Annotated in this window: 21 protein-coding genes; 12 read left to right on the top strand and 9 right to left on the bottom strand. The window is 68.6% G+C overall.

From position 1 onward, the window contains the following. The first annotated feature begins 74 nt into the window (after positions 1–74). The gene (locus tag FBZ83_RS08820) at positions 75–1,361 is read left to right on the top strand and encodes an MFS transporter (RefSeq protein WP_145682083.1); all 1,287 of its coding nucleotides are present in this window, start codon (positions 75–77) and stop codon (positions 1,359–1,361) included. Positions 1,362–1,758: 397 nt separating this feature from the next. On the opposite strand, the gene FBZ83_RS08825 is transcribed toward FBZ83_RS08820, so the two are convergent. Next, a complete protein-coding gene (locus tag FBZ83_RS08825; protein ID WP_145682084.1) occupies positions 1,759–2,478 on the bottom strand; it encodes a GntR family transcriptional regulator in 720 nt (239 codons plus the stop codon). A 187-nt stretch (positions 2,479–2,665) separates the two neighbouring features. Between FBZ83_RS08825 and FBZ83_RS08830 the strand changes: the two genes are divergently transcribed. From FBZ83_RS08830 to FBZ83_RS08840, 3 genes are all read left to right on the top strand, one after another. Next, on the top strand, positions 2,666–3,649 hold the full coding sequence (locus FBZ83_RS08830) for a C4-dicarboxylate TRAP transporter substrate-binding protein (RefSeq protein ID WP_145682085.1): 984 nt from the start codon (positions 2,666–2,668) through the stop codon (positions 3,647–3,649). 175 nt (positions 3,650–3,824) lie between these two features. After that, on the top strand, positions 3,825–4,343 hold the full coding sequence (locus tag FBZ83_RS08835) for a TRAP transporter small permease (protein ID WP_145682086.1): 519 nt from the start codon (positions 3,825–3,827) through the stop codon (positions 4,341–4,343). After that, positions 4,340–5,617, top strand: coding sequence for a TRAP transporter large permease (locus FBZ83_RS08840; protein WP_145682087.1), 1,278 nt, complete (start codon positions 4,340–4,342; stop codon positions 5,615–5,617). The genes FBZ83_RS08835 and FBZ83_RS08840 overlap by 4 nt, the downstream gene beginning before the upstream one ends. Before the next feature lie 218 nt (positions 5,618–5,835). Here FBZ83_RS08840 and FBZ83_RS08845 read toward each other — a convergent pair whose 3' ends face one another. Together FBZ83_RS08845 and FBZ83_RS08850 are read right to left on the bottom strand one after the other, a co-directional pair. Next, positions 5,836–6,876 carry a DUF808 domain-containing protein gene (locus FBZ83_RS08845; RefSeq protein WP_145682088.1) on the bottom strand — a complete coding sequence of 347 codons (1,041 nt, stop codon included), beginning with the start codon at positions 6,874–6,876 and terminating at the stop codon, positions 5,836–5,838. Positions 6,877–6,955: 79 nt separating this feature from the next. Next, the gene (locus tag FBZ83_RS08850) at positions 6,956–7,564 is read right to left on the bottom strand and encodes a helix-turn-helix domain-containing protein (protein WP_145682089.1); all 609 of its coding nucleotides are present in this window, start codon (positions 7,562–7,564) and stop codon (positions 6,956–6,958) included. Between the two features lie 248 nt (positions 7,565–7,812). Here FBZ83_RS08850 and FBZ83_RS08855 point away from each other — a divergent pair, with 248 nt between their 5' ends. Then, complete coding sequence (locus tag FBZ83_RS08855; protein WP_145682090.1) at positions 7,813–8,007, top strand: hypothetical protein; 195 nt, start codon at positions 7,813–7,815, stop codon at positions 8,005–8,007. 105 nt (positions 8,008–8,112) lie between these two features. Here the strand turns inward: FBZ83_RS08855 and FBZ83_RS08860 are convergent, their stop codons facing one another. Continuing rightward, the gene (locus FBZ83_RS08860; protein WP_145682091.1) at positions 8,113–10,035 is read right to left on the bottom strand and encodes a tetratricopeptide repeat protein; all 1,923 of its coding nucleotides are present in this window, start codon (positions 10,033–10,035) and stop codon (positions 8,113–8,115) included. 203 nt (positions 10,036–10,238) lie between these two features. Then, positions 10,239–10,934, bottom strand: a complete 696-nt coding sequence (locus FBZ83_RS08865) for an HD domain-containing protein (RefSeq protein ID WP_145682092.1) — start codon at positions 10,932–10,934, stop codon at positions 10,239–10,241. Between the two features lie 226 nt (positions 10,935–11,160). On the opposite strand from FBZ83_RS08865, the gene FBZ83_RS08870 reads away from it, so the two are divergent. Together FBZ83_RS08870 and FBZ83_RS08875 are read left to right on the top strand one after the other, a co-directional pair. Further along, on the top strand, positions 11,161–12,087 hold the full coding sequence (locus FBZ83_RS08870) for an ABC transporter ATP-binding protein (protein WP_035680117.1): 927 nt from the start codon (positions 11,161–11,163) through the stop codon (positions 12,085–12,087). Beyond that, entirely contained in the window at positions 12,084–12,857 is a 774-nt protein-coding gene (locus FBZ83_RS08875) for an ABC transporter permease (protein WP_211101636.1), read from the top strand. Before FBZ83_RS08870 ends, FBZ83_RS08875 begins: the two co-directional genes overlap by 4 nt. Positions 12,858–12,876: 19 nt before the next feature. Here the strand turns inward: FBZ83_RS08875 and FBZ83_RS08880 are convergent, their stop codons facing one another. From FBZ83_RS08880 to FBZ83_RS08895, 4 genes are all read right to left on the bottom strand, one after another. Further along, on the bottom strand, positions 12,877–13,356 hold the full coding sequence (locus tag FBZ83_RS08880) for a GFA family protein (protein ID WP_145682093.1): 480 nt from the start codon (positions 13,354–13,356) through the stop codon (positions 12,877–12,879). 182 nt (positions 13,357–13,538) lie between these two features. Next, positions 13,539–14,822: an amidase gene (locus FBZ83_RS08885; protein ID WP_145682094.1), complete on the bottom strand. Its 1,284-nt coding sequence runs from the start codon at positions 14,820–14,822 to the stop codon at positions 13,539–13,541. 33 nt (positions 14,823–14,855) lie between these two features. Beyond that, positions 14,856–16,256 (bottom strand): amidase, encoded by a 1,401-nt coding sequence (locus FBZ83_RS08890; protein WP_247888223.1) that lies wholly within the window; start codon positions 16,254–16,256, stop codon positions 14,856–14,858. Positions 16,257–16,358: 102 nt separating this feature from the next. After that, positions 16,359–16,988 carry an isochorismatase family protein gene (locus tag FBZ83_RS08895; protein WP_145682095.1) on the bottom strand — a complete coding sequence of 210 codons (630 nt, stop codon included), beginning with the start codon at positions 16,986–16,988 and terminating at the stop codon, positions 16,359–16,361. A 346-nt stretch (positions 16,989–17,334) separates the two neighbouring features. Between FBZ83_RS08895 and FBZ83_RS08900 the strand changes: the two genes are divergently transcribed. Genes FBZ83_RS08900 through FBZ83_RS08920 form a run of 5 tightly spaced genes read left to right on the top strand, consistent with a single transcriptional unit; the run spans position 17,335 to position 22,965 of the window. Continuing rightward, entirely contained in the window at positions 17,335–18,918 is a 1,584-nt protein-coding gene (locus tag FBZ83_RS08900) for an ABC transporter substrate-binding protein (RefSeq protein ID WP_145682096.1), read from the top strand. A gap of 2 nt (positions 18,919–18,920) precedes the next feature. After that, positions 18,921–19,859, top strand: coding sequence for an ABC transporter permease (locus FBZ83_RS08905; RefSeq protein ID WP_014242069.1), 939 nt, complete (start codon positions 18,921–18,923; stop codon positions 19,857–19,859). Between the two features lie 57 nt (positions 19,860–19,916). After that, on the top strand, positions 19,917–20,750 hold the full coding sequence (locus tag FBZ83_RS08910; protein ID WP_186466013.1) for an ABC transporter permease: 834 nt from the start codon (positions 19,917–19,919) through the stop codon (positions 20,748–20,750). 11 nt (positions 20,751–20,761) lie between these two features. Next, the gene (locus FBZ83_RS08915; protein ID WP_282186892.1) at positions 20,762–21,835 is read left to right on the top strand and encodes an ABC transporter ATP-binding protein; all 1,074 of its coding nucleotides are present in this window, start codon (positions 20,762–20,764) and stop codon (positions 21,833–21,835) included. Beyond that, entirely contained in the window at positions 21,832–22,965 is a 1,134-nt protein-coding gene (locus tag FBZ83_RS08920; RefSeq protein WP_145682098.1) for an ABC transporter ATP-binding protein, read from the top strand. Before FBZ83_RS08915 ends, FBZ83_RS08920 begins: the two co-directional genes overlap by 4 nt.

The raw sequence follows: 22,965 nt of genomic DNA on the forward strand, positions 1-22,965 counted from the left end.
GCAATCGCCAGGAACTTCCCGGAAGGGAAAGGCGTGCGCCCATGCCTGCCGATGAACAGGCAAGTGAGGAAGTCATGAAGATAGTGCGTGGCCTGAGGTGGAAAGTCCTGGCGCTCATCATGCTGGGGACGATCATCAACTACATCGACCGCAACACGCTGGGTATCCTGGCGCCGATGCTCAAGGAAGAACTGCACTTCACGACGGAGCAGTATTCCTACATCGTCAGCGTGTTCCAGCTCTGCTACAGCTTGATGCAGCCGATCGCCGGTTACTTGACGGATCTCATCGGCCTGAAGTTCGGCTACGCGATGTTCGCCTTCGTCTGGGGCAGCGCCGCGGCCCTGCACGCCTTCTCCGGCGGCTGGCAGTCGATGGCTTTCTTCCGCGGCCTGCTCGGCATCAGCGAGGCGGCGGCCATGCCGTCGGGCGCCAAGACCGCCACCCTGTGGTTCCCGGCCAAGGAGCGCTCCATCGCCACGGGCTGGTTCAACACCGGCAGCTCCGTCGGCGCCATGATCGCCCCGCCGCTGGTGATCTGGCTGTCCGTGACCTGGAGCTGGCAGATCGCCTTCGTCGTCACCGGACTGCTGGGCATCGGCCTGTCGATGCTGTGGCTGGCGCTGTACCGCAACCCGGAGAACCACCCGCGCCTGACCAAGGAGGAGCACGCCTACATCCTGGACGGCCAGGAGCAGGTCCAGCTTCCCAAGCCGTCGATGAAGCGCGTCGTCACCATGCGCAAGTTCTGGGGCATCGCCGCCGCCCGCTTCCTGACCGAGCCGGCGTGGCAGACCTTCAGCTTCTGGATCCCGCTCTACATGGTCAGCACGCGCGGCATGGACATCAAGCAGTTCGCGCTGTTCGCCTGGCTGCCCTTCCTGTTCGCCGACATCGGCTGCGTCCTCAGCGGCTACCTGTCGCCTTTCTTCGCCAAGCGCTTCCGCATGTCGCTGGTCAACTCCCGCATCGCCGGCATCGGCATCGGCGCGGTGTGCATGATCGGCCCGGCCCTGATCGGCCTGACCAGCAGCCCGATCACCGCGATCTTCCTGTTCTCGGTCGGCGCCTTCGCGCACCAGATGCTGTCGAGCCTGCTCTACGCCCTGGTCACCGACACCTTCGAGAAGCAGGACGTCGCCACGGCGACCGGCTTCGGCGGCATGGCCGGCTACATGGGCGGCATGATCTTCTCGCTGATCATCGGCCAGCTCGCCAGCACGATCGGTTACGAGCCGCTGTTTGTCTGCCTGTCGGTCTTCGACATCACGGCCTTCATCGTGGTGCTGGTGGTTCTCGGCCAGTGGGGCCGGAACAAGGTCACGCCCCCGGCGATGCCGAGCGGCGCCCACGCCGACTGACCACGTCCTCCTTCCGTCCCACGCCGTGGGGCCGCGCGATCCGGGAAGTTCCGGGCCGCGCGGCCCTTTTTCATGCGGGCGAGGGGCTTACTGGATGGCGGCGGTGAGCAGGGAGGCAAGGGCGAAGCCGCTGACGATGACGAGGCGGGCGATGATGTGGGTCTTCATGGCAAGGCTCCGATTGGCATTTGCGGGCGGCGGGGCGTGCCCCGTTGTCGTGTTGAGCCAATGTTCGCATTGCGCCGGTCAAAGACAAACCGCGCAATTCGCATGCCTTCCATATCGATATCGCAGCGCAACATAGCGCTGTTATAAGTCGGTCACTGATGATCTAAAGTATTCGTAGCGCTCTTCACAGCGCTGCATTTGGTCTTTTGCAGCGCTATGATCCCAGTGATCATGCGGATTCGGCGATCGGTTCGGCCGGAGCGGGCTCGCTGTCGAACAGGTCGGGGAAGCGCTGGGCCAGTTCGGGCAGGGACGTCAGGATCTCGCGCAGATGCAGGCGCATGGCGGCCTCGGCGGCGTCGGGGCTGCGCGCCCGGATGCCCTCGACGATCTGCTCGTGCTGGGCGATCAGCCGGTCCAGCGGGGTCGCCTGCGGCAGGCTGAGGTAGCGCACGCGGTCCATCTGGGCCTTGGTTTCCTCCACCACCCGCCACGCGTATTCGCAGTCGACCCCCAGCGCGATGGTGCGGTGGAAGGCTTCGTCCAGGTCCAGGAAGGACGCCGGGTTGGTGCTCTTGGCGGCTTCGCGCTGCGCCTTGAGGTTGGTCTCCAACTCCGCGACGGCGCGGGCGGGCAGTCCCTCGCCGGCCTTGCGCGCCACGGCCAACTCCACCGCCTCGCGGACGAAGCGGGCGTCCATCACCTGCTTGGCCGAGATTTTCACGACGAACGTGCCGCGCTGCGGGCGGATGACGACCAGCCCGGATTCGCTCAGTTTGATGAAGGCCTCGCGCACCGGCTGGCGGCTGACGCCCAGTTGGCCGGCGACCTCCTGCTCGGACAGCGGCTGGCCAGGCTGGAACTGCATCGTCACGATGGCGTGGCGCAGTTCCCGAAAGACGCGGCGCGCCACGGGCTCCGTCGAATCCGGTTCGATCCTCCTCAACATGCTCCTCCCATCCCTTCTTTTTTAAAAGCCCGCCCCGCCGGTGCCCGCCCGGACGATCCCGGACGGCGGAATTCATCCTGCACCGTTCGCAACCCCATGGACAACACCATTCTTGTATACTACCATACCAGTCGCGTACCGAACAATCGCCTCCGTGCAAGAGGCGTTGTCCTCAAAGGGAGGAAACATGAGCATCATCACCCGCACTTGGCGCGTGGCCGCCCTCGGCTTTGCGTTGGCCACCGTCGCCGGCAGTGCGCTGGCCGCCGACTACACGCTCAGCGTCAACACGGCGCTGGCTCAGCAGGACCCGCTCTACCGGGGGCTGGAGGAGTTCAAGAAGAACGTCGAGGCGCGGTCCGGCGGCAAGATGGCCGTCCGCCTGTTCCCCGGCTCGCAGCTCGGCAAGGACGAGGACGTGCTGGAGCAGGCCCGCGCCGGTGCCGGAGTCGCGGTCGTCGTCGACGGCGGGCGTCTCGCCGTCTTCGTGAAGGAGTTCGGCGTTCTGGGCGGCCCGTACCTCGCCCAGGGCTACGACGGCATCCGCAAGGTGGTCACCTCGCCGATGTTCGACCAGTGGTCGGACAAGCTGCGCAAGGCGTCGGGCCATCAGGTGCTGTCCTTCAACTGGTGGCAGGGCGAACGGCACCTGCTGACCAACAAGCCGGTGAAGGGTCCGGAAGACCTCGCCGGCATCCGCATGCGCACGCCGGGCGCCCCGGTGTGGATGGAGACGATCCGCGCCATGGGCGCCACCCCGACCCCGATGGGCTGGTCGGAAGTCTACACCGGCCTGCAGCAGAAGGTGATCGACGGCGTTGAGGCGCAGCATCCGGCCAGCTTCGGCGCCCGCCTCTACGAGGTGACCAACCGCGTCACCAAGACCGGCCACATCAACCTGATCACCGGCATCGTCACCAGCGCCGCCTGGTTCGACAAGCTGCCGCCGGAGCAGCAGACGATCCTCAAGGAAGAGGCGCTGAAGGCCGGCGACAGCGCGTCGCGCGCCACCCAGGCGTCGCTCGCCGACTTCGAGAAGCAGATGAAGGAGAAGGGCGTGACGATCGAGGAGATCGACGTGGCCCCTTTCCGCAAGGCGACGGCCCCGGTCTACGAGAAGCTGGGCTACGCCGAACTCCACAAGGAAGTGGAAAAGCTGCTGCAGAACTGACGCGGGGATCGGTTCGTGTTGATCGTGCCCCCTCCCTGACCCTCCCCCGCTTCGCAGGGGAGAGGACAATTCTCCCTCCCCTGCGATAGCGGGAGAGGGCCGGGGTGGGGGCAAGCACCTCTCAAAATCACCGCCGTCCGCCGTCACCTTCCGCCGCCATCAAGGGACTGCCATCATGTCGTCCTTGTTTCACAAGGGGGAAGCCGTCCTGGCGATGCTTCTCCTCGCCGCCATCGTTCTGCTCGTCTTCGCCGCCGGCGTCATGCGCTGGTTCGGCCATCCCCTGGTCTGGTCGGTGGACGTGGCACAGCTCCTGTTCGTCTGGGTCGCCTTCCTCGGCGCCGACATGGCGCTGCGCAAGCGCGCCCACATCGGCATCGACTATCTGGTCAAGCGCCTGCCCAACTCCACCCGTGCCGTGCTGGACGTCGTGCTGGGCGTGCTGGTTGTCGCCTTCCTCCTCACCATGACGGTGATGGGCTACCGGCTCACCATGCTGAACCTGGAACGCCAGTTCGGCGACAGCGGCATCAGCTACGCCTTCGTGACCGCCGCGGTGCCGGTGGGCTGCCTGTTGCTGGCCCTCACGCTCACCGGGCAGATCCTGGACACGCTGCGCGGGCTGCGCAGTCACCCCAAACCGGTCTTTGCGCCGGCCCCCAAGGCCGGCGACATCGAGGAGGTCGTGCCGTGACCCTGCTTGCCGTCACCTTCTTCGCGCTGATGGCCTTCGGGCTTCCCATCGCCTTCGCCATCGGCATCGCCGGCTTCTCCTTCTTTGCCACCAACGACATCATCCCGATGTCCATCGGCGTGCAGCAGGTCGCCTCGGCCTCGCAGAGCTTTCCGCTGCTGGCCGTGCCCTTCTTCGTGCTCGCCGGGCACATGATGAACCGCACGGGCATCACCAGCCGCCTGATCAACTGTTCCAACGTGCTGGTGTCCTGGATGTCCGGCGGGCTGGCGCAGGTCTGCATCGTGCTGTCCACGCTGATGGGCGGCGTCTCCGGCTCGGCGGTGGCCGACGCCGCGATGGAGGCCCGCATCCTCGGTCCCAGCCTGATCGCCCGCGGCTATTCGAAGGGCTTCACCGCCGCCGCCATCGCGGTCGGCTCGCTGATCACCGCGACCATCCCGCCCAGCCTGGGGCTGATCCTCTACGGCTTCGTCGGCAACGTGTCGATCGGGCGGCTGTTCCTGGCCGGCGTCATTCCGGGCTTCATGATGATGGCCGGGCTGATGCTGACCGTCTGGCTGATCGCCCGGCGCCGCGGCTACCGTCCGGAAATGGCCGAACGCCCGACCCTGCGCGCCGTGTGGCGGGCGGTGGCCGACGCCAAATGGGCGCTGCTGTTCCCGGTGGCCCTGCTGTTCGCCATCCGCGGCGGCCTGTTCACCCCGTCGGAGGTCGGCGCCTTCGCTGTTGTCTACGCCGCCGTCGTCGGCTTCCTGCTGCACAAGGAGCTGACCTGGGCCGCGGTGGCCGAGGCGCTTCAGGAAGCGGTGGTGGACACCGGGCTGATCATGCTGATCATTCTGTTCTCGGGCATGGTCGGCTACGCCATCATCTTCGAGCAGGCGCCCCAGACCATCGCCGAGGCGATGACCCAACTGACCAGCAACCCGCTGCTGGTGGTCGCGCTGATCCTGATCTTCCTGTTCATCGCCGGCCTGTTCGTTGAAAGCACGGTGCTGGTCCTGCTGCTGACGCCGATCTTCCTGCCCATCGTGACTCCGCTGGGCGTCGATCCGGTGCATTTCGGCATCCTTATGATGACGATCGTCACGCTGGGCTCGATGACGCCGCCGGTGGGCGTGGCGATGTACACCGTGTGCAGCCTGCTCGATTGTCCGATCGAAGAGTACATCGTCGAATCGCTGCCCTTCGTTGGCACCATCGTGCTGCTGGTCGCCGTGCTGACGCTGTGGCCGGGGCTGGTGCTGTTCCTGCCCAACATGCTGATGTGAAGTCTGGTGTGAGGAGCAGGGGGCTTGCTAAGGGATAGGGCGCTGATATACTAGTATATGGCGCTCCGATCTCTCGGCGGACCCACGGCCAGTCCGGGCACACCAAGCCCCGTCCATGGAGCGTCCTTGTCATTGTGGAAACGGGGCAGGGCCGCGTGTGAAGGGCAAACGCCAAGGGGCGGTCCGGGCAGGGCCGCCCCTTCGCGCTTCCCGACGCTCTATTTGCCCCTCACCATGCGCCAGAGCGGCTCGGCGACCTTGTGCACCAGGGGGATCAGCAGAGCGCCCAGCAGCAGCCCGAACACCCCGGCCCCCGCCGCCCCCACCAGCCATTCCACCGCGGCCTTCGCCGTCGGCACGGCCTCGCCCGCCGCCACGGCGGCCCCGTGGATCGCGTGCCCGATCGCGGTCAGGCCGAAGCCCTCCAACCCATGGATGACGATGCCGCCGCCGACCCACAGCATGGCGGCGGTGCCGACCAGGGCGAGCAGCTTCAGAAAGACTGGCATCCCCTTGACCAGCCCGCGCCCGATCGCCCGAGTCAGCGGGGCGAGCGCCCGGTCGGCGCCGCCCGGAGCGCCGGGAGAGGGGGTGCGCAACCCCAGCAGGCTGGCCACCGGGCGCCCGTTCTGCGCCAGCGAAAGGCCGACGTCGTCCGCCTTCACGATCAGCGCCACCGCGCCGTAGACCAGACCGGTGATGCCCGCGCCGACGACCGCGAGGACGGCGGCCTGCATCCAGAAGGACGAGGTCTCGGCGGCGACCGTCGACAGGACGATGGCCATGATCTCCGCCGACAGGATCAGGTCGGTCTTGATGGCGCTGTTGACCTTCTCCCGCTCGAACTGCGCGGCGTCCTGTCCCGCGGCGCCCGCTCCCTCGGCGTCGTGGTGCGCCGGGTGGGGTCGCAGCGCCTCCCAGACCTTCTCCGCGCCCTCGTAGCAGAGGAAGCCGCCGCCCAGCATCAGCAGTGGCGTGATCGCCCAAGGCGCCACGAGGCTGAGCGCCAGCGCCAGGGGCAGCAGGAACACCAGCTTGTTCTTCAGCGAACCCAGAGCGATCTTGCCGATGATCGGCAGTTCGCGGTCGGCGGTGAAACCCACCACATAGCGCGGCGTCACCGCGGCGTCGTCCACCACCACCCCGGCGGCCTTGGCCCCCGCCCGCGCCGCCTGCCCCGCGGCGTCGTCCAGCGAGGCGGCGGCGACCTTCGCCAAGCCGGCCACATCATCCAACAGTGCGATCAGTCCCGTGCTCAAGGTATTGGCTCCCCTCCGTACCGGCGTCCATGGAGCAGACAACACCGGCGGGGGCAAGCCGGACCTTCGGAGGGATTGGTCAGTCGTTGGCCAGCTCGTCGGCGGTGAGCATGTGGAGGTCCGGGTCCGGCGGATCGCGGCCGTCGTCCAGATAGAGCACCCGGTCCACCAGCACCAGGACGCGCACCCCGTCCACCGGAACGACGCTCAGCCGCCGGCTGATGACGGCGTTGCGGAAGGCCACGGCCCGGTCGTTGTAGGTGACCGACAGGACGTCGTTCGTCCCTTCCAGCATGGGCAGGGCGTAGCGCTCCATCATTTCCGCGGTCAGTCCGTCGATGCGTGGCAGCAGGGAGGAACCGACGATGTCGAAGCGGTGCCGCTCGATCCAGCGGGCCAGCGGCGGGGACACGGCCTGGGCGATCAGGCCGGGGGTGTAGAGCGTGCATTTCTCGCCCATGCTCCGCACCATCGCCTTCAGGCCGAGGAAGGTCGGGTGGTGGCGGAAATGGCCGGTCAGCACGTCGCGCAACAGCGCCTGCTCCCGCGGGTCGGGCAGGATGGTCCCGGACTCCCAGCGCGCAACAGCCTCCTCGGTGGTGCCCAGCATGACGGCGAATTGCGCCTCGGTCAGGCCGTGCAGCCTTCGCAAGGCGCGGACGATCTGCGGCCACTCATGCGCCGGCACAGACGGCACTCCGATTATCGCCAGGGGTAATGATGAGAGAATACGCGATTCCCCGACAAACACATACGCAATCATGGGGCGGGAGGCATACCGGAGTATCAGAAATTTCGGTTCGATAAGCGGACTGTTTTGACTTTAAACGCTTGAGGGAGCTGTAATTTTTCGGTCTTGCTGGTCTGCGGGCATAGCGCTTCTGGTATCGGGTATACCACGGCACAATAACCCCACCAGCAAAGAGGAGACACATCATGGCTTACGCTTCCGCCCATCACAGCCATCACGACGGCCTTCTGTCGAGCATCGCCAAGGGTGTTACGGAGTTCGCCAGCGCTTGGTTCTCGGCCACTCCGCTGTATATCGTATACCAAGCGGTGGCGTCCGGCACCTACGCCCCGGCGGCCGGCACCTCCACGCTCGACCTGCCGACGCTGATGCGCGAATGACCGGCGCCAGGGCCATCCGGCCCCATGACGCGGCGGCCCGCCCATCCGGGCCGGAAAAAAGGACCGACTCCTTCGGAGCGGTCCTTTTTCGTTTTGTGCGTTGTTTTACCCGGCGACGGTGAAGGTTGCCGGCGGCTTGCCTTGGCGCTGGTGCTCCAGCATCGTCAGGAACGCCCGCTCCAGCAGGCGCGTGTGGGCGTTCATGTCGAACAGCGGCCCGCCGTCGCGCTCGGCGCGCAGCCGGTGCCGAACGGCGTTCAGGCCGGCGCGGTCGTTCGCCCAGCGCAGGACGGTGTCTTCATACTGGGCCAGGGACTCCGTCACGAAGTCGGATAGCCCGGCGGTGTGAAGCAGGCTGGCCGCCACGCGCGATTGCAGCGTGTGGCCCAGGCGGGTGACCAGGGGGAGCCCGGCCCACAGCGCGTCGCTCGCCGTCGTGTGGGCGCCGTAATGCAGGGTGTCCAGCATCAGGTCGGCGTTCTGCAGGCGGGACAGATGGTCGTCCAGGGTCGGCGCCCAGGGCGCGAAGACGATGCGGTCCGCGGCGATGCCCGCCGACCGGGCGGCCTCGCGCAGATTTCCCTCGGCCTCCGCGGTCGTCCCGGCGAGCCACAGCACCCCGTCGGGAATCCGGTGCAGCAGCGCCATCCAGACGGCCCAGACGTCCGGGGTGATCTTGTAGGCGTTGTTGAAGCAGGCCAGCACGAAGCCATCCGTCGGAAGACCGCAGGCCGACCGCGGTGGTGCCGGTGGAACCTGATGGCGCCGGTCCCGCGGCAGGAAGCAGCGCGGCAGCCGCGCCACCGCCTCGGTGAAGCCGCTTTCCAGCTCCGGCGGCAGGGAGACGGGATCGGCGACGATGTAGTCGATCCAGGGCGCGCCCAGGCTGCCGGGATATCCCAGGAACTGGGCCTGCACCGGCGCCGGCCGGGCGGCGAGGATGTGCGGGCGTGGGTGTCCGGTGTAGCCCTTCAGGTCGATCAGGATGTCGACGCCGTCCCGCCGGATCGCCTCGGCGGCGGCCTCCGCGCCCAGGGAGTCGATGTCGATGAAGCGGTCGACACCCTCGCGGATGCGGCGGCGCTCGACGCTGCCGTCGTCCGGGCCGTAGCTGTAGGCGAGCACGCGGAAGCGCGACCGGTCGTGCAGCGCCAGAACCTCGGCCAGCAGCTGCGCGACCGGGTGCTGGCGGAAATCGTTCGACAGGTAGGCGATGGTGGCGAGGTCCGCCTTGCCGGGCTTCGCCTTCAGCCGCACCGGTTTTGTCCGGATGGTCTGGGCGTGCGCCCGCGCCGCCGCCAGGAGCGAACGGGCGGAAACGCGGTGGGACAGCATCATGGAGGCCTGGACCGGCACGCCCTGCGACGCGATGGCTTCCAGCGCGACCGCGTCGTCGTCGAAGCTGGACCAGTCGCAGGACCGCTGCTTCGTCTGGATCAGCCCGACCGTCGCGGTCGGGTTTCCGGGCGCTATGTTCAGCGCGCGGCGGTAGGCGTCCGCGGCGTCGGCCAGCCGGTCCTGGCCCTTCAGGGCGGTGCCCAGATTGAACCACACCGCCGCGGCGTTCGGCGCCAGCGCCGCCGCTTGGCGGGCGAGGCGCGCCGATTCCTCGAGGCGGCCCAGTTGGAAGAGCACCGCCGAGAGGCTGAGCAGCGTGTCCGGACCGGCCGGGTGCAGCGCCCGCGCCTGGTCGAGCGCGTCGGCGGCGCGGTCGTAAGCGCCCATCCGGAACAGCGTGTTGCCGATGTTGAGCAGGATTCCGGGATGGTTCGGGTCGTAGCGGCGGGCCAGTTCGAAAGCGCTCAAGGCGTCGTCGTAACGCTGGTTTCCGAAGGCGGCGTTGCCGACCCCCGCGTGGAGGTCCCGCCCGAATCCGGCGATCTGCGGAGTGAGGGCGGCGCCCCTGGTCGCCTGCTCGAACAGGGCGACGGCGCGCCCCAGATCGCCCCTCTGGGCCAAGGCCAGAGCGTCCGACAGTTTGCGCAGGTCCGGCGCGGACGGACCGCGGGACTGCCTGTTCTTGTTCATGATCGATGCAACCTGACGAGCGTCGTTTCGCACAACGAACCGGGCCGCGCCGCGGTTGTCGCGGCCCGGTTCACGAGAGCCGCACCGCCATTGCGATGCGCTCCATTAGGGCATGCTAACGCGCTGGCACCCCGGTGAGGAGAGCATTGTCGTCGGGTCTGCTTTTACACGCCGGCCGTGCCGGACCCGTCAGGCATCACCCGTCAGGCGTCCCCGGCGATCTCCGCCAGAAGCTGGACCTGGAAGGACAGCAGGAAGGCCGCCCGCTCCTGCGCCCGCGCCCGCCCGGCCGGGGTCTGCATGGTGTTGGGCAGCAGCAGCAGCTTCGCCTTGAAATGGTCCAGGGCGTATTGCAGGTCGTCGAGCGGGCGGGTCTCGGCCATCGGGTCCTCGCCGTGGAACAACGCCCGCTTCATCAGGCCGGAGGTGGCGAAGCAGCGGGCGATGCCGATGGCGCCCAGACTCTCCAGCCGGTCGGCGTCCTGGACCAGCTTCGCCTCGATGGTCAGCGGCGGGATGCCGGCGGAGTAGCTGTGCGCCTCGATGGCGTGGCGGGTGGCGGGGATCAGCGCGCCGGGGAAGCCCATGCCGCGCAGAACCTCCTCCGCCCGGTCCGCCGACAGGCGGGAGGCGCGGCTGCGGTCCGGATGGTCCTTCGGCACGTTCACGATGTCGTGGAGCAATGCCGCGGCCAGCACGACGAGCATGTCGGCCGGCCTATCGGGAGGCGGCCCGACGTCCCGCTCGGCCTCCGCCGCGGCCAGGGCCTTGGCGGTGCGCCAGACGCGAAGAAGATGGTCGATGTCGTGGGCCGGGTCCTCGGCCGCGTTGGAACGCAGCCATGTGGTGATGGAGCTTTCCCAAACATCGACATCACTGAGCACAACATCTTTTGGCATGAGCGCTCGTCCTCTTACGTGCTTTTTACATAATATGGGGAGGGGCAGGGCTGTTGTCCCGAAATCATTTGTGGGCGGGCATCCCCTCCCCCGAATCGGGACTCCCAAATCAGCACCCCCCTCTCCGGAATGGTTGCATCGCGCCGAATGCCCGATGACCGCGGGCCGTCCCGCCGTTAAGGTGACGCCCGCCCGGACCGGGCCGACCGACAGGCAGAGGGGGGACATGCAGCCGATCATTCAGGTGCGTGGGCTGGAAAAGACCTACGCCACCGGCTTCCAGGCGCTGAAAGGGGTCGATCTCGACATCCGCCGCGGCGAGATCTTCGCCCTGCTGGGACCGAATGGGGCCGGCAAGACGACGCTCATCAGCACCGTCTGCGGCATCGTCAACGCCACCGCGGGCACCGTGACGGTCGACGGGCACGACATCGTGCGCGACTGGCGCGCCGCGCGCTCGCTGATCGGCCTCGTCCCGCAGGAACTGACGACCGAGGCGTTCGAGAGCGTCTGGGCCACCGTCAGCTTCAGCCGCGGGCTGTTCGGCAAGCCGCCCGATCCCGCCCACATCGAGAAGGTGCTGAAGGACCTGTCCCTCTGGAACAAGAAGGACAGCAAGGTCATGGCGCTGTCCGGCGGCATGAAACGCCGCGTGATGATCGCCAAGGCCCTGTCGCACGAGCCGCGCATCCTCTTCCTCGACGAGCCGACCGCCGGGGTGGACGTGGAGCTTCGCCGCGGCATGTGGGAGATGATCGGGCGGCTGCGCGACAGCGGCGTGACCATCATCCTGACCACCCACTACATCGAGGAGGCCGAGGAGATGGCCGACAGCATCGGCGTCATCTCCAACGGCCGCATCGTGCTGGTCGAGGACAAGGCCGCGCTGATGCGCAAGCTCGGCAAGCGGCTGCTGACCCTTCAGCTCCAGAACCCGCTGGAGTCCATCCCGGCGGAGCTGGCCGGCTATCCCCTGACCCTGTCCGGCGACGGGCGGGAGCTGGTCTACAGCTTCGACACGCAGGACGACCAGACGGGCATCGCCCGGCTTCTCCGCAAGCTCGGCGACCACGGCATCGATTTCACGAACCTGCACACCGAGGAAAGCTCCCTCGAGGAGATCTTCGTCAGCCTTGTGAAGGAGCGGGCATGACCTTCCCCATCAACCTTCATGCGGTCAAGGCCATCTACCTGTTCGAGCTGGCCCGCACCTGGCGCACGCTGTTCCAGAGCATCGCGGCGCCGGTGATCTCGACCTCGCTCTACTTCATCGTCTTCGGCGCGGCCATCGGCGGGCGCTTCACGGCGGTGGACGGGGTGAGCTACGGCGCCTTCCTGGTGCCCGGCCTCGTCATGATGTCGGTGTTGACGGAAAGCGTGTCCAACGCCTCCTTCGGCATCTACATGCCGCGCTATTCCGGCACGATTTACGAGGTGCTGTCGGCCCCGATTTCGGCCTTCGAGACGGTGCTCGGCTATGTTGGGGCGGCGGCGACCAAGTCGATGATCCTCGGCGTGCTGATCCTGCTGACCGCCCGGCTGTTCGTCGACTACTCGATCCAGCACCCGGTCTGGATGGTCGCCTTCCTGGTGCTCACCTCGGTCACCTTCAGCCTGTTCGGCTTCATCCTGGGCGTCTGGGCGGACGGCTGGGAGAAGCTGCAGATCGTGCCGATCCTGGTCATCACGCCGCTGGCCTTCCTCGGCGGCAGCTTCTACTCGATCAGCATGCTGCCGCCGCTGTGGCAGAAGATCACCCTGTTCAACCCGGTCGTCTATCTGGTCAGCGGCTTCCGCTGGAGCTTCTACGGCCAGGCCGACGTGCCGGTGGGGATCAGCCTCGCCATGACCGCGCTGTTCCTGGCGCTCTGCCTGACGGCGGTCTGGTGGATCTTCCGCACCGGCTACAAGCTGAAGAACTGACCGGTCCAGGCGGCGGAGGTTACACTCCGCCGCCCAGCATCCCATGGGCGCGGTGCCACTCCTCCAGCGATTCCGGCGGGTAGTCGTCGCTGCGCTCGTCCCCCGGCTTGGCCTCGACCGGGACCCAGTTGGCCTTCGACCCCAGCATCATGTGGACGTGGGCCGGCGCCTCCGGCAGGGGGCTGTCGATGGCGCTGGCGAAGGGGTGGACCAGCTCCGGCCAGCGCGGGTCGCTCACCCACAGGGCGGAGCCGCAGCGCGCGCAGAAACGCCGTTCGCCGGGGCTTTCCTCGCCGTCGATGCGAGCGTGGAAGACGGTGATGTGCTTCGCCCCCGTCACTTCCAGCGTGTCGGCCTTGGCCCCCAGATTGATGGCGTAGCCGCCCCCGCCCGCCGTCTTGCGGCAGATCGAGCAGTGGCAGCGCAGGTAGGGGACCGGCGCGTAGGCGTCCACCGAGAATCGCACCGCGCCGCAATGGCAGGACCCGTCGAGCTTCATCCGTCCTCTCCTCCCGTCCTCGGGCGCCCGGCTGCGGCGCCGCCCCCGTCCAACCCGGCCGGTCCGGGAAAGTTTCCGGGGGATGCGGTATCGTTTCAAGTCACGGATGGCAGGAGGGCAGGCAATCGCATGCGCGCCCTATGAACCCTCTCCCCAGGGGGGAGAGGGGATTTCGCCCGGCCTCACACGTCGACCACCGGGGCCATCGCCTCGGCCATCGCCAGCAGGGCGGCGTCTTGGAAGCGCGGCGCCACCAACTGCACCCCCACCGGAAGCCCGCGTGGCCCGCGGCCGCAGGGCATGGCGAGGCAGGGGACGTGCAGCACCGTCCAGATCGAGTTGAAGATGTGGTCGCCCGTGGTGTGCAGCCCCTCCGGCGCCTCGCCCGGCGCGGGCGGGGTCAGGATCACGTCGATGGACTCGAACAGGGCGGCGAAGCGGGGCCGGCAGCTGTCGGCGACGTCGTAGGCCTCGGTCAGGGTGCGCGTGGTGATGCCGTGGTTGTGCTCGCAATGGTCGGCCAGCTCGGGATGCAGCCGATGGCGGTCGCTGAGGTAAAGGTCGAGGAAGGAGGCCCGCCCCTCGCCGCGGCGGATCACGTCCTGCACCTCGGCCAGGGTTGAGAAGGCGTCCGGCAGTTCGAAGGGCACGACCACCGCGCCGGCCTCCTCCAGCCGCCGGGCGGCGAGCAGCAGCGCCGCCTCGCCCGCCGGCTCGATGCGCGACCAGACGGGGGAGCGGCAGAGCCCGACGCGCAATCCCGCCAGCGTGACCGGCGCCGTCTTGCCCATGCCCTCCAGTTGGAACGCCTCGGCCATCAGCGCGAGGTCGCCGACCGAACGCCCGTACCAGCCGAGCGTGTCGAGGGACACCGCGTAGTGCTTCATCCCTTCGCGGCTGACCACGCCCCAGGTCGGCTTGAAGCCGTAGATGCCGTTGAAGGCGGCGGGACGGATGTGGGAGCCGCCGGTCTGGGTGCCGAAGGCCAGCGGCACGTGCCGGTCGCCGACCGCCGCCCCCGACCCGGAGGAGGAGCCGCCCGGCGTGTGGGCGAGGTTGACCGGGTTGCGCGTCGCCGCCTTGCGTCCGCCGGAGGCGAATTCCACCGTGTCGGTCTTGCCCAGCAGGATGCCGCCGGCGCTGCGCGCGATGGCCACGCAGGCGGCGTCGCGGGCCGGTCGGTGGCCCTGGAAGATCGGCGAGTTCTGGGTGGTCGGCAGGTCGGCGGTGTCGATCACGTCCTTCACGCCGAAGGGCAGGCCGTGCAGCGGGCCGGCGGCGGGGCGTTTGTCGGCCTCCCGCGCGGCGGCCAGCGCCAGGGCGGGGTCGACGGTGATCCAGGCGCGCACCTGCGGGTCGCGGTCTTCGATCCGCTCCAGGCAGGAGCGGACCAGCGCCTCGCTGGTCAGGCGGCCATCGCGGATGGCGTGGGCGGCCTCGCTGGCCGTGAGTTCGAACGGTTCCATAGCTGGTCCTTTCGGTAAATCAGGCGGGAGGCATCAGGCGGGCAGGGCGGGGCGCTGGCGGTGATGGTCGGTCGCCGCCTGGAAGGCCGCTCCGGCGCGGAAGACCAGCGGCTCGTCGAACCAGCGCCCGACGATCTGCATGCCCACCGGCATCCCGTCGCCGTCGAAGCCGCAGGGCACGGACATGGCGGGCAGGCCGAGCGCGCCGAAGCCGTAGGTGAAGCGGCTGACCGCCCGCGTCGCCTCGATCATGTCGGCGCTGTCGTAGATGCGCGGGGCCGTGATGGGGGTGGTCGGGGTGAGGATCAGGTCCACCCGTTCGAACAACGTGCGGAACCGCAGCTTCCAGGAGGCCAGCCAGCGCCGCGATTCCGCGTACTGCACGCCGCTCACCGGCAGGCCGAGCTGCAGGCGGCGCAGCACCTCCGGCCCGATGGACTCCGGCGCGGTTTCCATTTTGTCGAGGTGGTATTGCGCCATGTCGGCGACGAGCAGGGAGAAGGCGGTGCGGGCCTGCGCCACCTCCGCGTCCTCGATGGTGACGTCGACCAGGACGGCGCCGGCTTTCTCCAGCACCGCCGCCGCGGCGCGCACCCGCTCCGCCACCGCGGGCTGGAGGTTGTCGAAGTAGAAGTTGCGCGGCAGACCGATGCGCGTGCCGGCGACGCCCGCCTTCAGGTCCTGCAGGAAATTGCCGAGCAGCACGTCGACCGAATTGGGGTCCTCCGGGTCATAGCCGGCGATGGCCGCGAAGGCGCGCGCCACGTCGGCGACGGAGTAGGCCAGCGGGCCGACGGTGTCGAAATCGACGCTGCACGGGATCACGCCGGTGTTGGACACCCGGCCGACGCTGGGCCGCAGCCCGACCACCCCGCAGAGCGCCGCCGGGATGCGGATGGAGCCGCCGGTGTCGGTGCCGATGGAGACCCGGCACAGCCCGGCGGCGACCGAGGCCGCCGAGCCGCCGCTCGACCCGCCGGGCACCCGCCCGGTGTCCCAGGGATTCCGGCAGGGGCCGTGATGCTCGTTCTGGTTCGTCGAGCCCAGGCAGAATTCGGACAGGTTGTTGCGTCCGACCAGGATGGCGCCGGCGTCGCGCAGGCGGCGGATCAGCGGGGCGTCCCGCTGCCCCATCCGGGCGAAGCGGTCGGACGAGCCGTAGCTGGTCGTCTCGCCGGCCAGTTCGAAGCAGTCCTTGACGGTAACCGTCACCCCGTCGAGCAGGCCGGGCCAGTCCCCTGCCGCCCGCGCCTCGTCCTGCGCCTGGGCCCGGCGGATCGCCCCGTCGGCGTCCACCGTCAGCAGGGCGTTGACGATCGGGTTCAGGCTTTCGATGCGGGCGAGGCGGGCGCGGGTTTCCGCCTCGCTGGCGCCGGGCATGGAGGGGCTGCCGCCGCCGGACCGGGCCGGATGCGTTGTCGAAAGATCGGACATGCGTTGCTGCTTTCCGCTCGCGTGCCGGACGGCTTCGGACGAACTGCTCCGGCGACGGCCTGTTGACGTCGTTTGGTTGCGCTTGGGGACGAAACCGCCGGATCAGGCGGCGTCGGCCAACGCCAGATGGGCGATGACCGCGTCCAGCGGCATCACGTCGGCGTATTTCTTGCCCATGTCGAACAGGTTGGCGCGGTGCGGCTCCTCCGCCCGGTCGCCGACGCACTCTTCCACGATGATCGGGCGCAGCCCGTGGGCGGAGGCGTCGATCACGCTGGCCCGCACGCAGCCCGAGGTCGTGCAGCCGGTGACCAGCAGCGTGTCGACCGCGTTCGCGCGCAGCCAGGACGACAGGGCGGTGCCGAAGAAGGCCGAGGCGTGCTGCTTGCGCACGATGAACTCGTTGGGCAGCGGCGCGACCTCCGGAGCGAAGGCGACGTCGGGCGAGTCGGCGGACAGGGTCAGGAGCGACGGGATCTTCTCGCCGAACGGGCCGATGCCGCCCGGGGCCTCCGGCGCGATGAAGCAGGCATGGGCGATCGGCATGCCCAAGGGACGAACATGTCCGAGCAACTTTCCCGTGGCGGTGATGGCGCTGTTGATGTTGAAGCCGCCGAAGGCGTCCTCGCGCGTGAAGCCGATCTGGAAGTCGATGATGAGGAGGGCGCACTTGCGGCCGAAGCCGAGCGGCTTGCCGATGCCTTGGCGCTCGTAGATGGAAAGATCGCTCATTTCAGGAGGTTCCTTCTTCCGCTGCTGCGCCGCATCACGGGCGCCCAGACAGCATACAACGAGGTTTTTTTGCATTCAAAGTCCATAGTTTCACCATTTGAAACCCGCCTCTGCCCGCCTTTTGCGCAGATATGCATATTGCTGTATTCATAAGCAATACCGCAAAATTTTTTGTTAACAAGCTGATTTGAAATGATTTATAGGCCGCCTGCGACAGCCCGTCGCAGGGTGGCACGATTCCTGCGAATTTGGTCGGGCATAAGGGTCCAGCGCAGATTGTGTGCAAAAATAGACCGGACAAATCTCAGCGCTGCCCGTAAAATCTTTGACACAGAGGAGCAGGCTTATGGACGGGATCAATCGCAAGGAACGGGCCGGCCGGATCGAGCGGAGCGGGGTCAACCGCCGCCAGTTCGGTACCCTGCTGGCCGCCGGCGCCCTGGTGGCGGGCAGCGGCTGGCCTCTGCCGGCGTCGGCGGCGCCGCCGGTCCTGCGGGTGCGCATCGGCAGCGACATCGGCAACCTGGATCCCGCCCGCATCTTCCAGATCGAGAACCAGACGGTCGCCACCCAGATCTTCAACGGGCTGGTCAAGTATGACGAGGCGAGCAACGCCATCGTCCCCGACCTCGCCACCGGCTGGGACATCTCCGGCGACGGCACCGTCTACAGCTTCGCCCTGCGCAGCGGCGTCACCTGGCACAAGGGTTTCGGCCCCTTCACCTCCGACGACGTGAAATTCTCGTTCGAGCGCGTGCTCGACCCGCAGACCGGCAGCAGCTACAGCGGGCAGCTCGCCTCCATCAAGTCCATCGAGACACCGTCCCCCGACACGGTGGTCATCACGCTGAAGGAGCCGAACTCCGGCTTCCTGCACAAGGTGTCGGCCTTCAACCAGGGCTGGATCGTCAGCCGCAAGGCGCTGGGCGAGATCGGCGACAAGGCCTTCGCGCTGAACCCCATCGGCACCGGCCCCTTCGTGTTCCAGAACTGGGCGCCGGGCCGCGAGGTGAAGCTGTCCGCCAACAAGGACTATTTCGCGGGCGCGCCCAAGGTCGAGGAGGTGCAGTTCCGCGTCATCAAGGACGAGACGGCGGCGGCTATCGCCCTGGAGAACGGCGAGATCGACATCTTCTTCGGCCTGCAGCAGCCGGAGGTCATTCAGCGCCTGAAGGGCGGCGGTCTGGTCACCGTGCACGACCGCGACGCCAACCACACGATCAACCTCGTCCTCAACACCTCGATCAAGCCGCTGGGCGACGTGCGGGTGCGGCAGGCGATCTACCACGCCATCAACCGCAAGGCGCTGATCGACGGCTTCTTCAAGGGCACCAAGTCGGAGGCGAGCGGCTTCCTGACCTCCTCCTTCCAGGAATTCACCGATCAGGTCCCGCTGTTCCCCTATGACCCGGCCAAGGCCAAGGCGCTGCTCAAGGAGGCCGGGGTGGGGTCCTTCACGCTGGACCTCGTGGCGCCGGGCGCCAACCCCTACGACAAGATCGTCGTGCCGATCGCCAGCGACCTCGCCGCCGTGGGCATCGACGCCAAGATCAAGGTGCTGGAGCGCGGCGCCTACCTCCAGGCGCGCAACAAGGGCACGGTGCCGACCTGCATCACCGGCGTCGTCGGCGCGCCGGACCCGGACAGCCCGATCCTGTCGCTGTTCGCCAAGTCCTCCTTCCCGCCGGGCCTCAACACCGCCCATTACGAGGGCATCGAGGACCTGATCGCCGCCGCCCGCAACGCCCAGGGCGACGCCGCCCGCAAGGAGGTCTACGGGAAGATCCAGGCCAAGGTGATGGGCGACGTCCCGGTGATCCCGCTCTACGCCGACCACCTGTACATCGCCCACACCAAGAAGGTCTCCGGCTTCGTCCAGAACTCCCTGTTCACGATGAGCGCCTATCCGGTCTCGCTGCTGGAGGCATGACGATGGACCGGCTTCTTCGCCAACTCTCGCAGCTCGCGATCACGGTGTTCGGCATCGTGACCGTGACCTTCTTCCTGGTCCGGATGATCCCCGGCGACCCCGCCCAGTACATGCTGGGCGACTACGCCACCGAGGAGGCGCTGGCGACGCTGCGCGCCCAACTCGGCCTCGACCAGCCGGTCTACGTGCAGTACGGGCTCTACGTGCTGCGCGCCGTCACCGGGGATTTCGGGTCGTCGGTGGTCACCGGCCGCCCGGCGCTGGAGGAGATCCTGTTCAGCCTCCCGGACTCTGCGATCCTGGCCTTCGCCGGCCTCGCGGTGGCGGTGGCGATCGGCATCCCGCTCGGCATCCTCACCGCGGAGCGGCAGGGATCGTGGAGCGACATGCTGATCATGATCGTCGCGCTGTTCGGCATCTCCTTCCCGGTCTTCTGGCTCGGCCTCGCCTCGGTCCTGCTGTTCTCGCAGGAGCTGAAATGGTTCCCGGCGCTGGGGGCCAGCTCGGGCGGCGGGTTCCTCACCCACCTGCACCATCTGGTGCTTCCGGCCGGCGTGCTGGGCATCTCGGTCGCGGCCTACATCACCCGCCTGACCCGCTCGGCGATGCTGGAGGTGCTGGGCCAGGACTGCATCCGCGTCGCCCGCGCGATGGGGGTGCCGGAGCGCCGGGTGGTGTGGCGGCTGGCGCTGAAGAACGCGCTGGTGCCGATCCTCGCCATCGTCGGGGTGACCTTCGCCTGGTCGCTGGGCAGCGCCATCCTGATCGAGGTGGTGTTCAGCCGGCCGGGCATCGGCTCGATGATCCTGAAGGCGGTCTCGGCCCGCGACTACCAGCTCGTCCAGGCGGGCGTGCTGGTGCTGGCCGTCGCCGTCGTCCTCGTCAACAGCCTGCTCGACCTCGCCTACGGGCTGGTCGATCCGCGCCTGTCCACACGGTGACCCATGGCAGCCACAGCAACCCTTTCCGCGTCCGCTTCGGCGCGGCGGTCGTCCCTGATGCGCTATTTCCGCCATCCGGGCTTCCTGATCGGCGTGATCCTGCTGACCCTGCTGCTGATCGTGGCGGTGGCGGCGCCCTGGATCGCCCCGATGTCGCCGCTTGAGACCGACCTCGCCAACACGCTGGCCCCGCCCTCGGCCGCGCATCTCCTGGGCACCGACCAGTTCGGGCGCGACGTGCTGTCCCGCCTAATCTGGGGAACGCGCATCTCCCTCCAGGTCGCCGTCGCGGTGATGGCGCTGTCGCTGTCGCTGGGCATGGTGATCGGCGCGGTCGCCGGCTTCTTCGGCGGCTGGGTCGAGCGGGTGACCGTCTCGGTCATCGACATCCTGCTGGCCTTCCCCGGCTTCCTGCTGGCGCTCGCCCTGGTGGCGGCCCGCGGCTCCTCGCTGGAATCCGTCATCATCGCCGTGGCGCTGGCCTTCACGCCGCGGGTCGCCGCGGTGATGCGGGCGGTCGTCCTGACCATCAAGCCGCGCACCTACGTCGAGGCGTCGAGGGCCATCGGCATGGGCACGATGCGGCTGCTGTTCCTGCACGTCGTGCCGAACAGCCTGCCGCCGGTGATCGTGGTCGCCACGGTCAGCGCCGCCACCGCCATCCTGGCCGAGGCGGGCCTGAGCTTCCTCGGCCTCGGCGTTCAGCCGCCGGCCCCGACCTGGGGCAATGTCATCGCCGACGGGCAGAGCTTCCTGGCCTCCAACCCGTTGATCTCGCTGTCGGCGGGGATCTGCATCGCGGTGATGGTGGTCGCCCTGAACCTGCTGGGGGACGGGTTGCGCGACACGCTCGACCCGCAGATGCGCCGCTCCTCCGGACGCGTGCTGTGAGGACGCCCCCCATGCCAAACAAGGCCATGCCCAACCTTCACCCCGTGGCTCCGGCGGCTCCCGTCGCCCCCGCCACGGCCCCCCGCCCGGTCGCGCTGGAGCTGCGCGACCTGACCACGGTCTTTCCCGGCGACGACGGGCCGGTCACCGTCATCGACGGCGTGTCGCTCGCCGTGCGGGCCGGCGGCACGCTGGCGGTGGTCGGCGAGTCCGGATCGGGCAAGTCGATGACCTTCCTGTCGGCGCTCGGCCTCGTCGCCGCGCCGGGCCGCGTCCGCCGCGGCGAGGTGCGGATCGACGGCGCCGACATCCTGCACCAGCCGCCGGAGCGGCTGCGCCGCCTGCGCGGGGCGGTGATTTCGATGATCTTCCAGGACCCGCTGACCGCGCTGAACCCCGTCTTCACCATCGGCGAGCAGATCGTCGAGGTGCTGCGGGCCCACCAGCGCATCGGCCGCGCCGCCGCCCGCGCCCGTGCCATCGAGCTGCTGGCCCGCGTCCAGATCCCCGACCCGGCGCGGCGGGTGGACGACTACCCGCACCAGCTCAGCGGCGGGCAGCGCCAGCGCGTGCTGATCGCCATGGCCATCGCCCTGTCGCCGAAGATCCTGATCGCCGACGAGCCGACCACGGCGCTCGACGTGACGGTGCAGGCGCAGATCCTCGACCTGCTCGCCGACCTCCAGGCGGAGACCGGCATGGCGCTGGTGCTCATCACCCACGACCTGGGGCTGGTCGCCAGATACGCCGACGACGTGGCGGTGATGTACGCCGGGCGGCTGGTCGAGACCGGCTCCATGGAGGAGGTCTTCACCAAACCCCGCCACCCCTACACCCGCGCGCTGTTCCGCAGCATCCCCCGTCTCGACGGCCCGGTGGACGAGGAGCTTCCGGCCATCGAGGGCCAGCCGCCCAACGTCGCCCGCCTGCCGCCCGGCTGCGCCTTTGAGCCGCGCTGCACGGTCGGCCGCGGGCGCGCGGACTGCTGCACCCGGCGCCCGCTGCCGCTGGCCGGCGACCGCTCCGGCCACCGCAGCGCCTGTTTCCACGAAGACCTGCCCGACCGGAAGGAGGCCATCCGATGAGCGACACCCTCTCCGCACCGCCGCCGGCCCTGGAACTCGTCGACGCCACCCGCGTCTTCACCCGCCACGGCGGCCTGTTCAAGAAGGCCGGCAAGGCGGTGCGGGCGGTGGACGGCGTGTCGCTGACCATCCGTGCCGGCGAGACGCTGGGGCTGGTCGGTGAGAGCGGCAGCGGCAAGAGCACGCTCGGCCGCCTCGCCCTGCGGCTGGTCGAACCGACCAGCGGGCGGCTGCTGGTCGACGGGCGCGACGTGACCGGCGTGTCGAAGGCCGAGATGCAGGCGATGCGGCGCGACATCCAGATGGTCTTCCAGGACCCCTACGGATCGCTCGACCCCCGCGTCACCATTGGCCAGAGCATCGCCGAGCCGCTGAAGGTCCATGGCCTGTGGGACAGCGACGGGCCGCAGAAGGTCGCCGGGGTGATGAGCCTCGTCGGGCTCGACCCCTCGCACGCCGACCGCTACCCGCACCAGTTCTCCGGCGGCCAGCGCCAGCGCATCGGCATCGCCCGCGCCTTGACGCTCGACCCCAAGATCCTGGTGCTGGACGAACCGGTGTCGGCGCTCGACGTGTCGATCCAGGCGCAGATCATCAACCTGCTCCAGCGCATCCAGCGGGAGCGCGGGCTGTCCTACCTGTTCATCGCCCATGATCTGGCGGTGGTCCGCCATGTCAGCCACCGCATCGCCGTGATGTATCTCGGCAAGGTCGTGGAGATGGCGGAGCGCGACAACCTCTACCGCCGGCCGCTGCACCCCTACACCGTCTCGCTGCTGGCGGCGGTGCCCATCGCCGACGTGCGGATGCGCAACCGCCGCCGCACCTCGGTGACGATGGGCGAGATCGGCTCGGCCACCAACGTGCCGCCGGGCTGCCGTTTCCACCCGCGCTGCTATCGGGCGCGGCTGGTCGCCGCGGCGGGCGGCGTGCCCACCGAGCGCAGCGGCGACGCCCTGCTGCCGCGCGCCTGCCTGATCGACCAGCCCGCGTTGAAGGCCTGCGGCGGCACCGATCAAGTCGCCTGCCACTTCCCCGAAACACCGGAAACCCGGTCCGAGGTCGCCACGGCGGTCCTTCAGGACATCGGCTATCCGCCCATCCGTCCCATCCCCCTGCAATCAGCCTGA

It is taken from the genome of Azospirillum brasilense (genome assembly GCF_007827815.1).
Classification (GTDB): domain Bacteria; phylum Pseudomonadota; class Alphaproteobacteria; order Azospirillales; family Azospirillaceae; genus Azospirillum; species Azospirillum brasilense_C.

What these genes read in the sequence shown, in the direction of transcription:
- FBZ83_RS08830 (WP_145682085.1), top strand. Translation starts at nt 2,666, where the DNA reads ATGAGCATCATCACCCGCACTTGGCGCGTGGCCGCCCTCGGCTTTGCG.
- FBZ83_RS08905 (WP_014242069.1), top strand. Translation starts at nt 18,921, where the DNA reads ATGGACCGGCTTCTTCGCCAACTCTCGCAGCTCGCGATCACGGTGTTC.
- FBZ83_RS08875 (WP_211101636.1), top strand. Translation starts at nt 12,084, where the DNA reads ATGACCTTCCCCATCAACCTTCATGCGGTCAAGGCCATCTACCTGTTC.
- FBZ83_RS08865 (WP_145682092.1), bottom strand. Translation starts at nt 10,934, where the DNA reads ATGCCAAAAGATGTTGTGCTCAGTGATGTCGATGTTTGGGAAAGCTCC.
- FBZ83_RS08880 (WP_145682093.1), bottom strand. Translation starts at nt 13,356, where the DNA reads ATGAAGCTCGACGGGTCCTGCCATTGCGGCGCGGTGCGATTCTCGGTG.
- FBZ83_RS08870 (WP_035680117.1), top strand. Translation starts at nt 11,161, where the DNA reads ATGCAGCCGATCATTCAGGTGCGTGGGCTGGAAAAGACCTACGCCACC.
- FBZ83_RS08895 (WP_145682095.1), bottom strand. Translation starts at nt 16,988, where the DNA reads ATGAGCGATCTTTCCATCTACGAGCGCCAAGGCATCGGCAAGCCGCTC.
- FBZ83_RS08885 (WP_145682094.1), bottom strand. Translation starts at nt 14,822, where the DNA reads ATGGAACCGTTCGAACTCACGGCCAGCGAGGCCGCCCACGCCATCCGC.
- FBZ83_RS08855 (WP_145682090.1), top strand. Translation starts at nt 7,813, where the DNA reads ATGGCTTACGCTTCCGCCCATCACAGCCATCACGACGGCCTTCTGTCG.
- FBZ83_RS08820 (WP_145682083.1), top strand. Translation starts at nt 75, where the DNA reads ATGAAGATAGTGCGTGGCCTGAGGTGGAAAGTCCTGGCGCTCATCATG.
- FBZ83_RS08910 (WP_186466013.1), top strand. Translation starts at nt 19,917, where the DNA reads ATGCGCTATTTCCGCCATCCGGGCTTCCTGATCGGCGTGATCCTGCTG.
- FBZ83_RS08835 (WP_145682086.1), top strand. Translation starts at nt 3,825, where the DNA reads ATGTCGTCCTTGTTTCACAAGGGGGAAGCCGTCCTGGCGATGCTTCTC.
- FBZ83_RS08860 (WP_145682091.1), bottom strand. Translation starts at nt 10,035, where the DNA reads ATGAACAAGAACAGGCAGTCCCGCGGTCCGTCCGCGCCGGACCTGCGC.
- FBZ83_RS08900 (WP_145682096.1), top strand. Translation starts at nt 17,335, where the DNA reads ATGGACGGGATCAATCGCAAGGAACGGGCCGGCCGGATCGAGCGGAGC.
- FBZ83_RS08825 (WP_145682084.1), bottom strand. Translation starts at nt 2,478, where the DNA reads ATGTTGAGGAGGATCGAACCGGATTCGACGGAGCCCGTGGCGCGCCGC.
- FBZ83_RS08915 (WP_282186892.1), top strand. Translation starts at nt 20,762, where the DNA reads ATGCCAAACAAGGCCATGCCCAACCTTCACCCCGTGGCTCCGGCGGCT.
- FBZ83_RS08920 (WP_145682098.1), top strand. Translation starts at nt 21,832, where the DNA reads ATGAGCGACACCCTCTCCGCACCGCCGCCGGCCCTGGAACTCGTCGAC.
- FBZ83_RS08890 (WP_247888223.1), bottom strand. Translation starts at nt 16,256, where the DNA reads ATGTCCGATCTTTCGACAACGCATCCGGCCCGGTCCGGCGGCGGCAGC.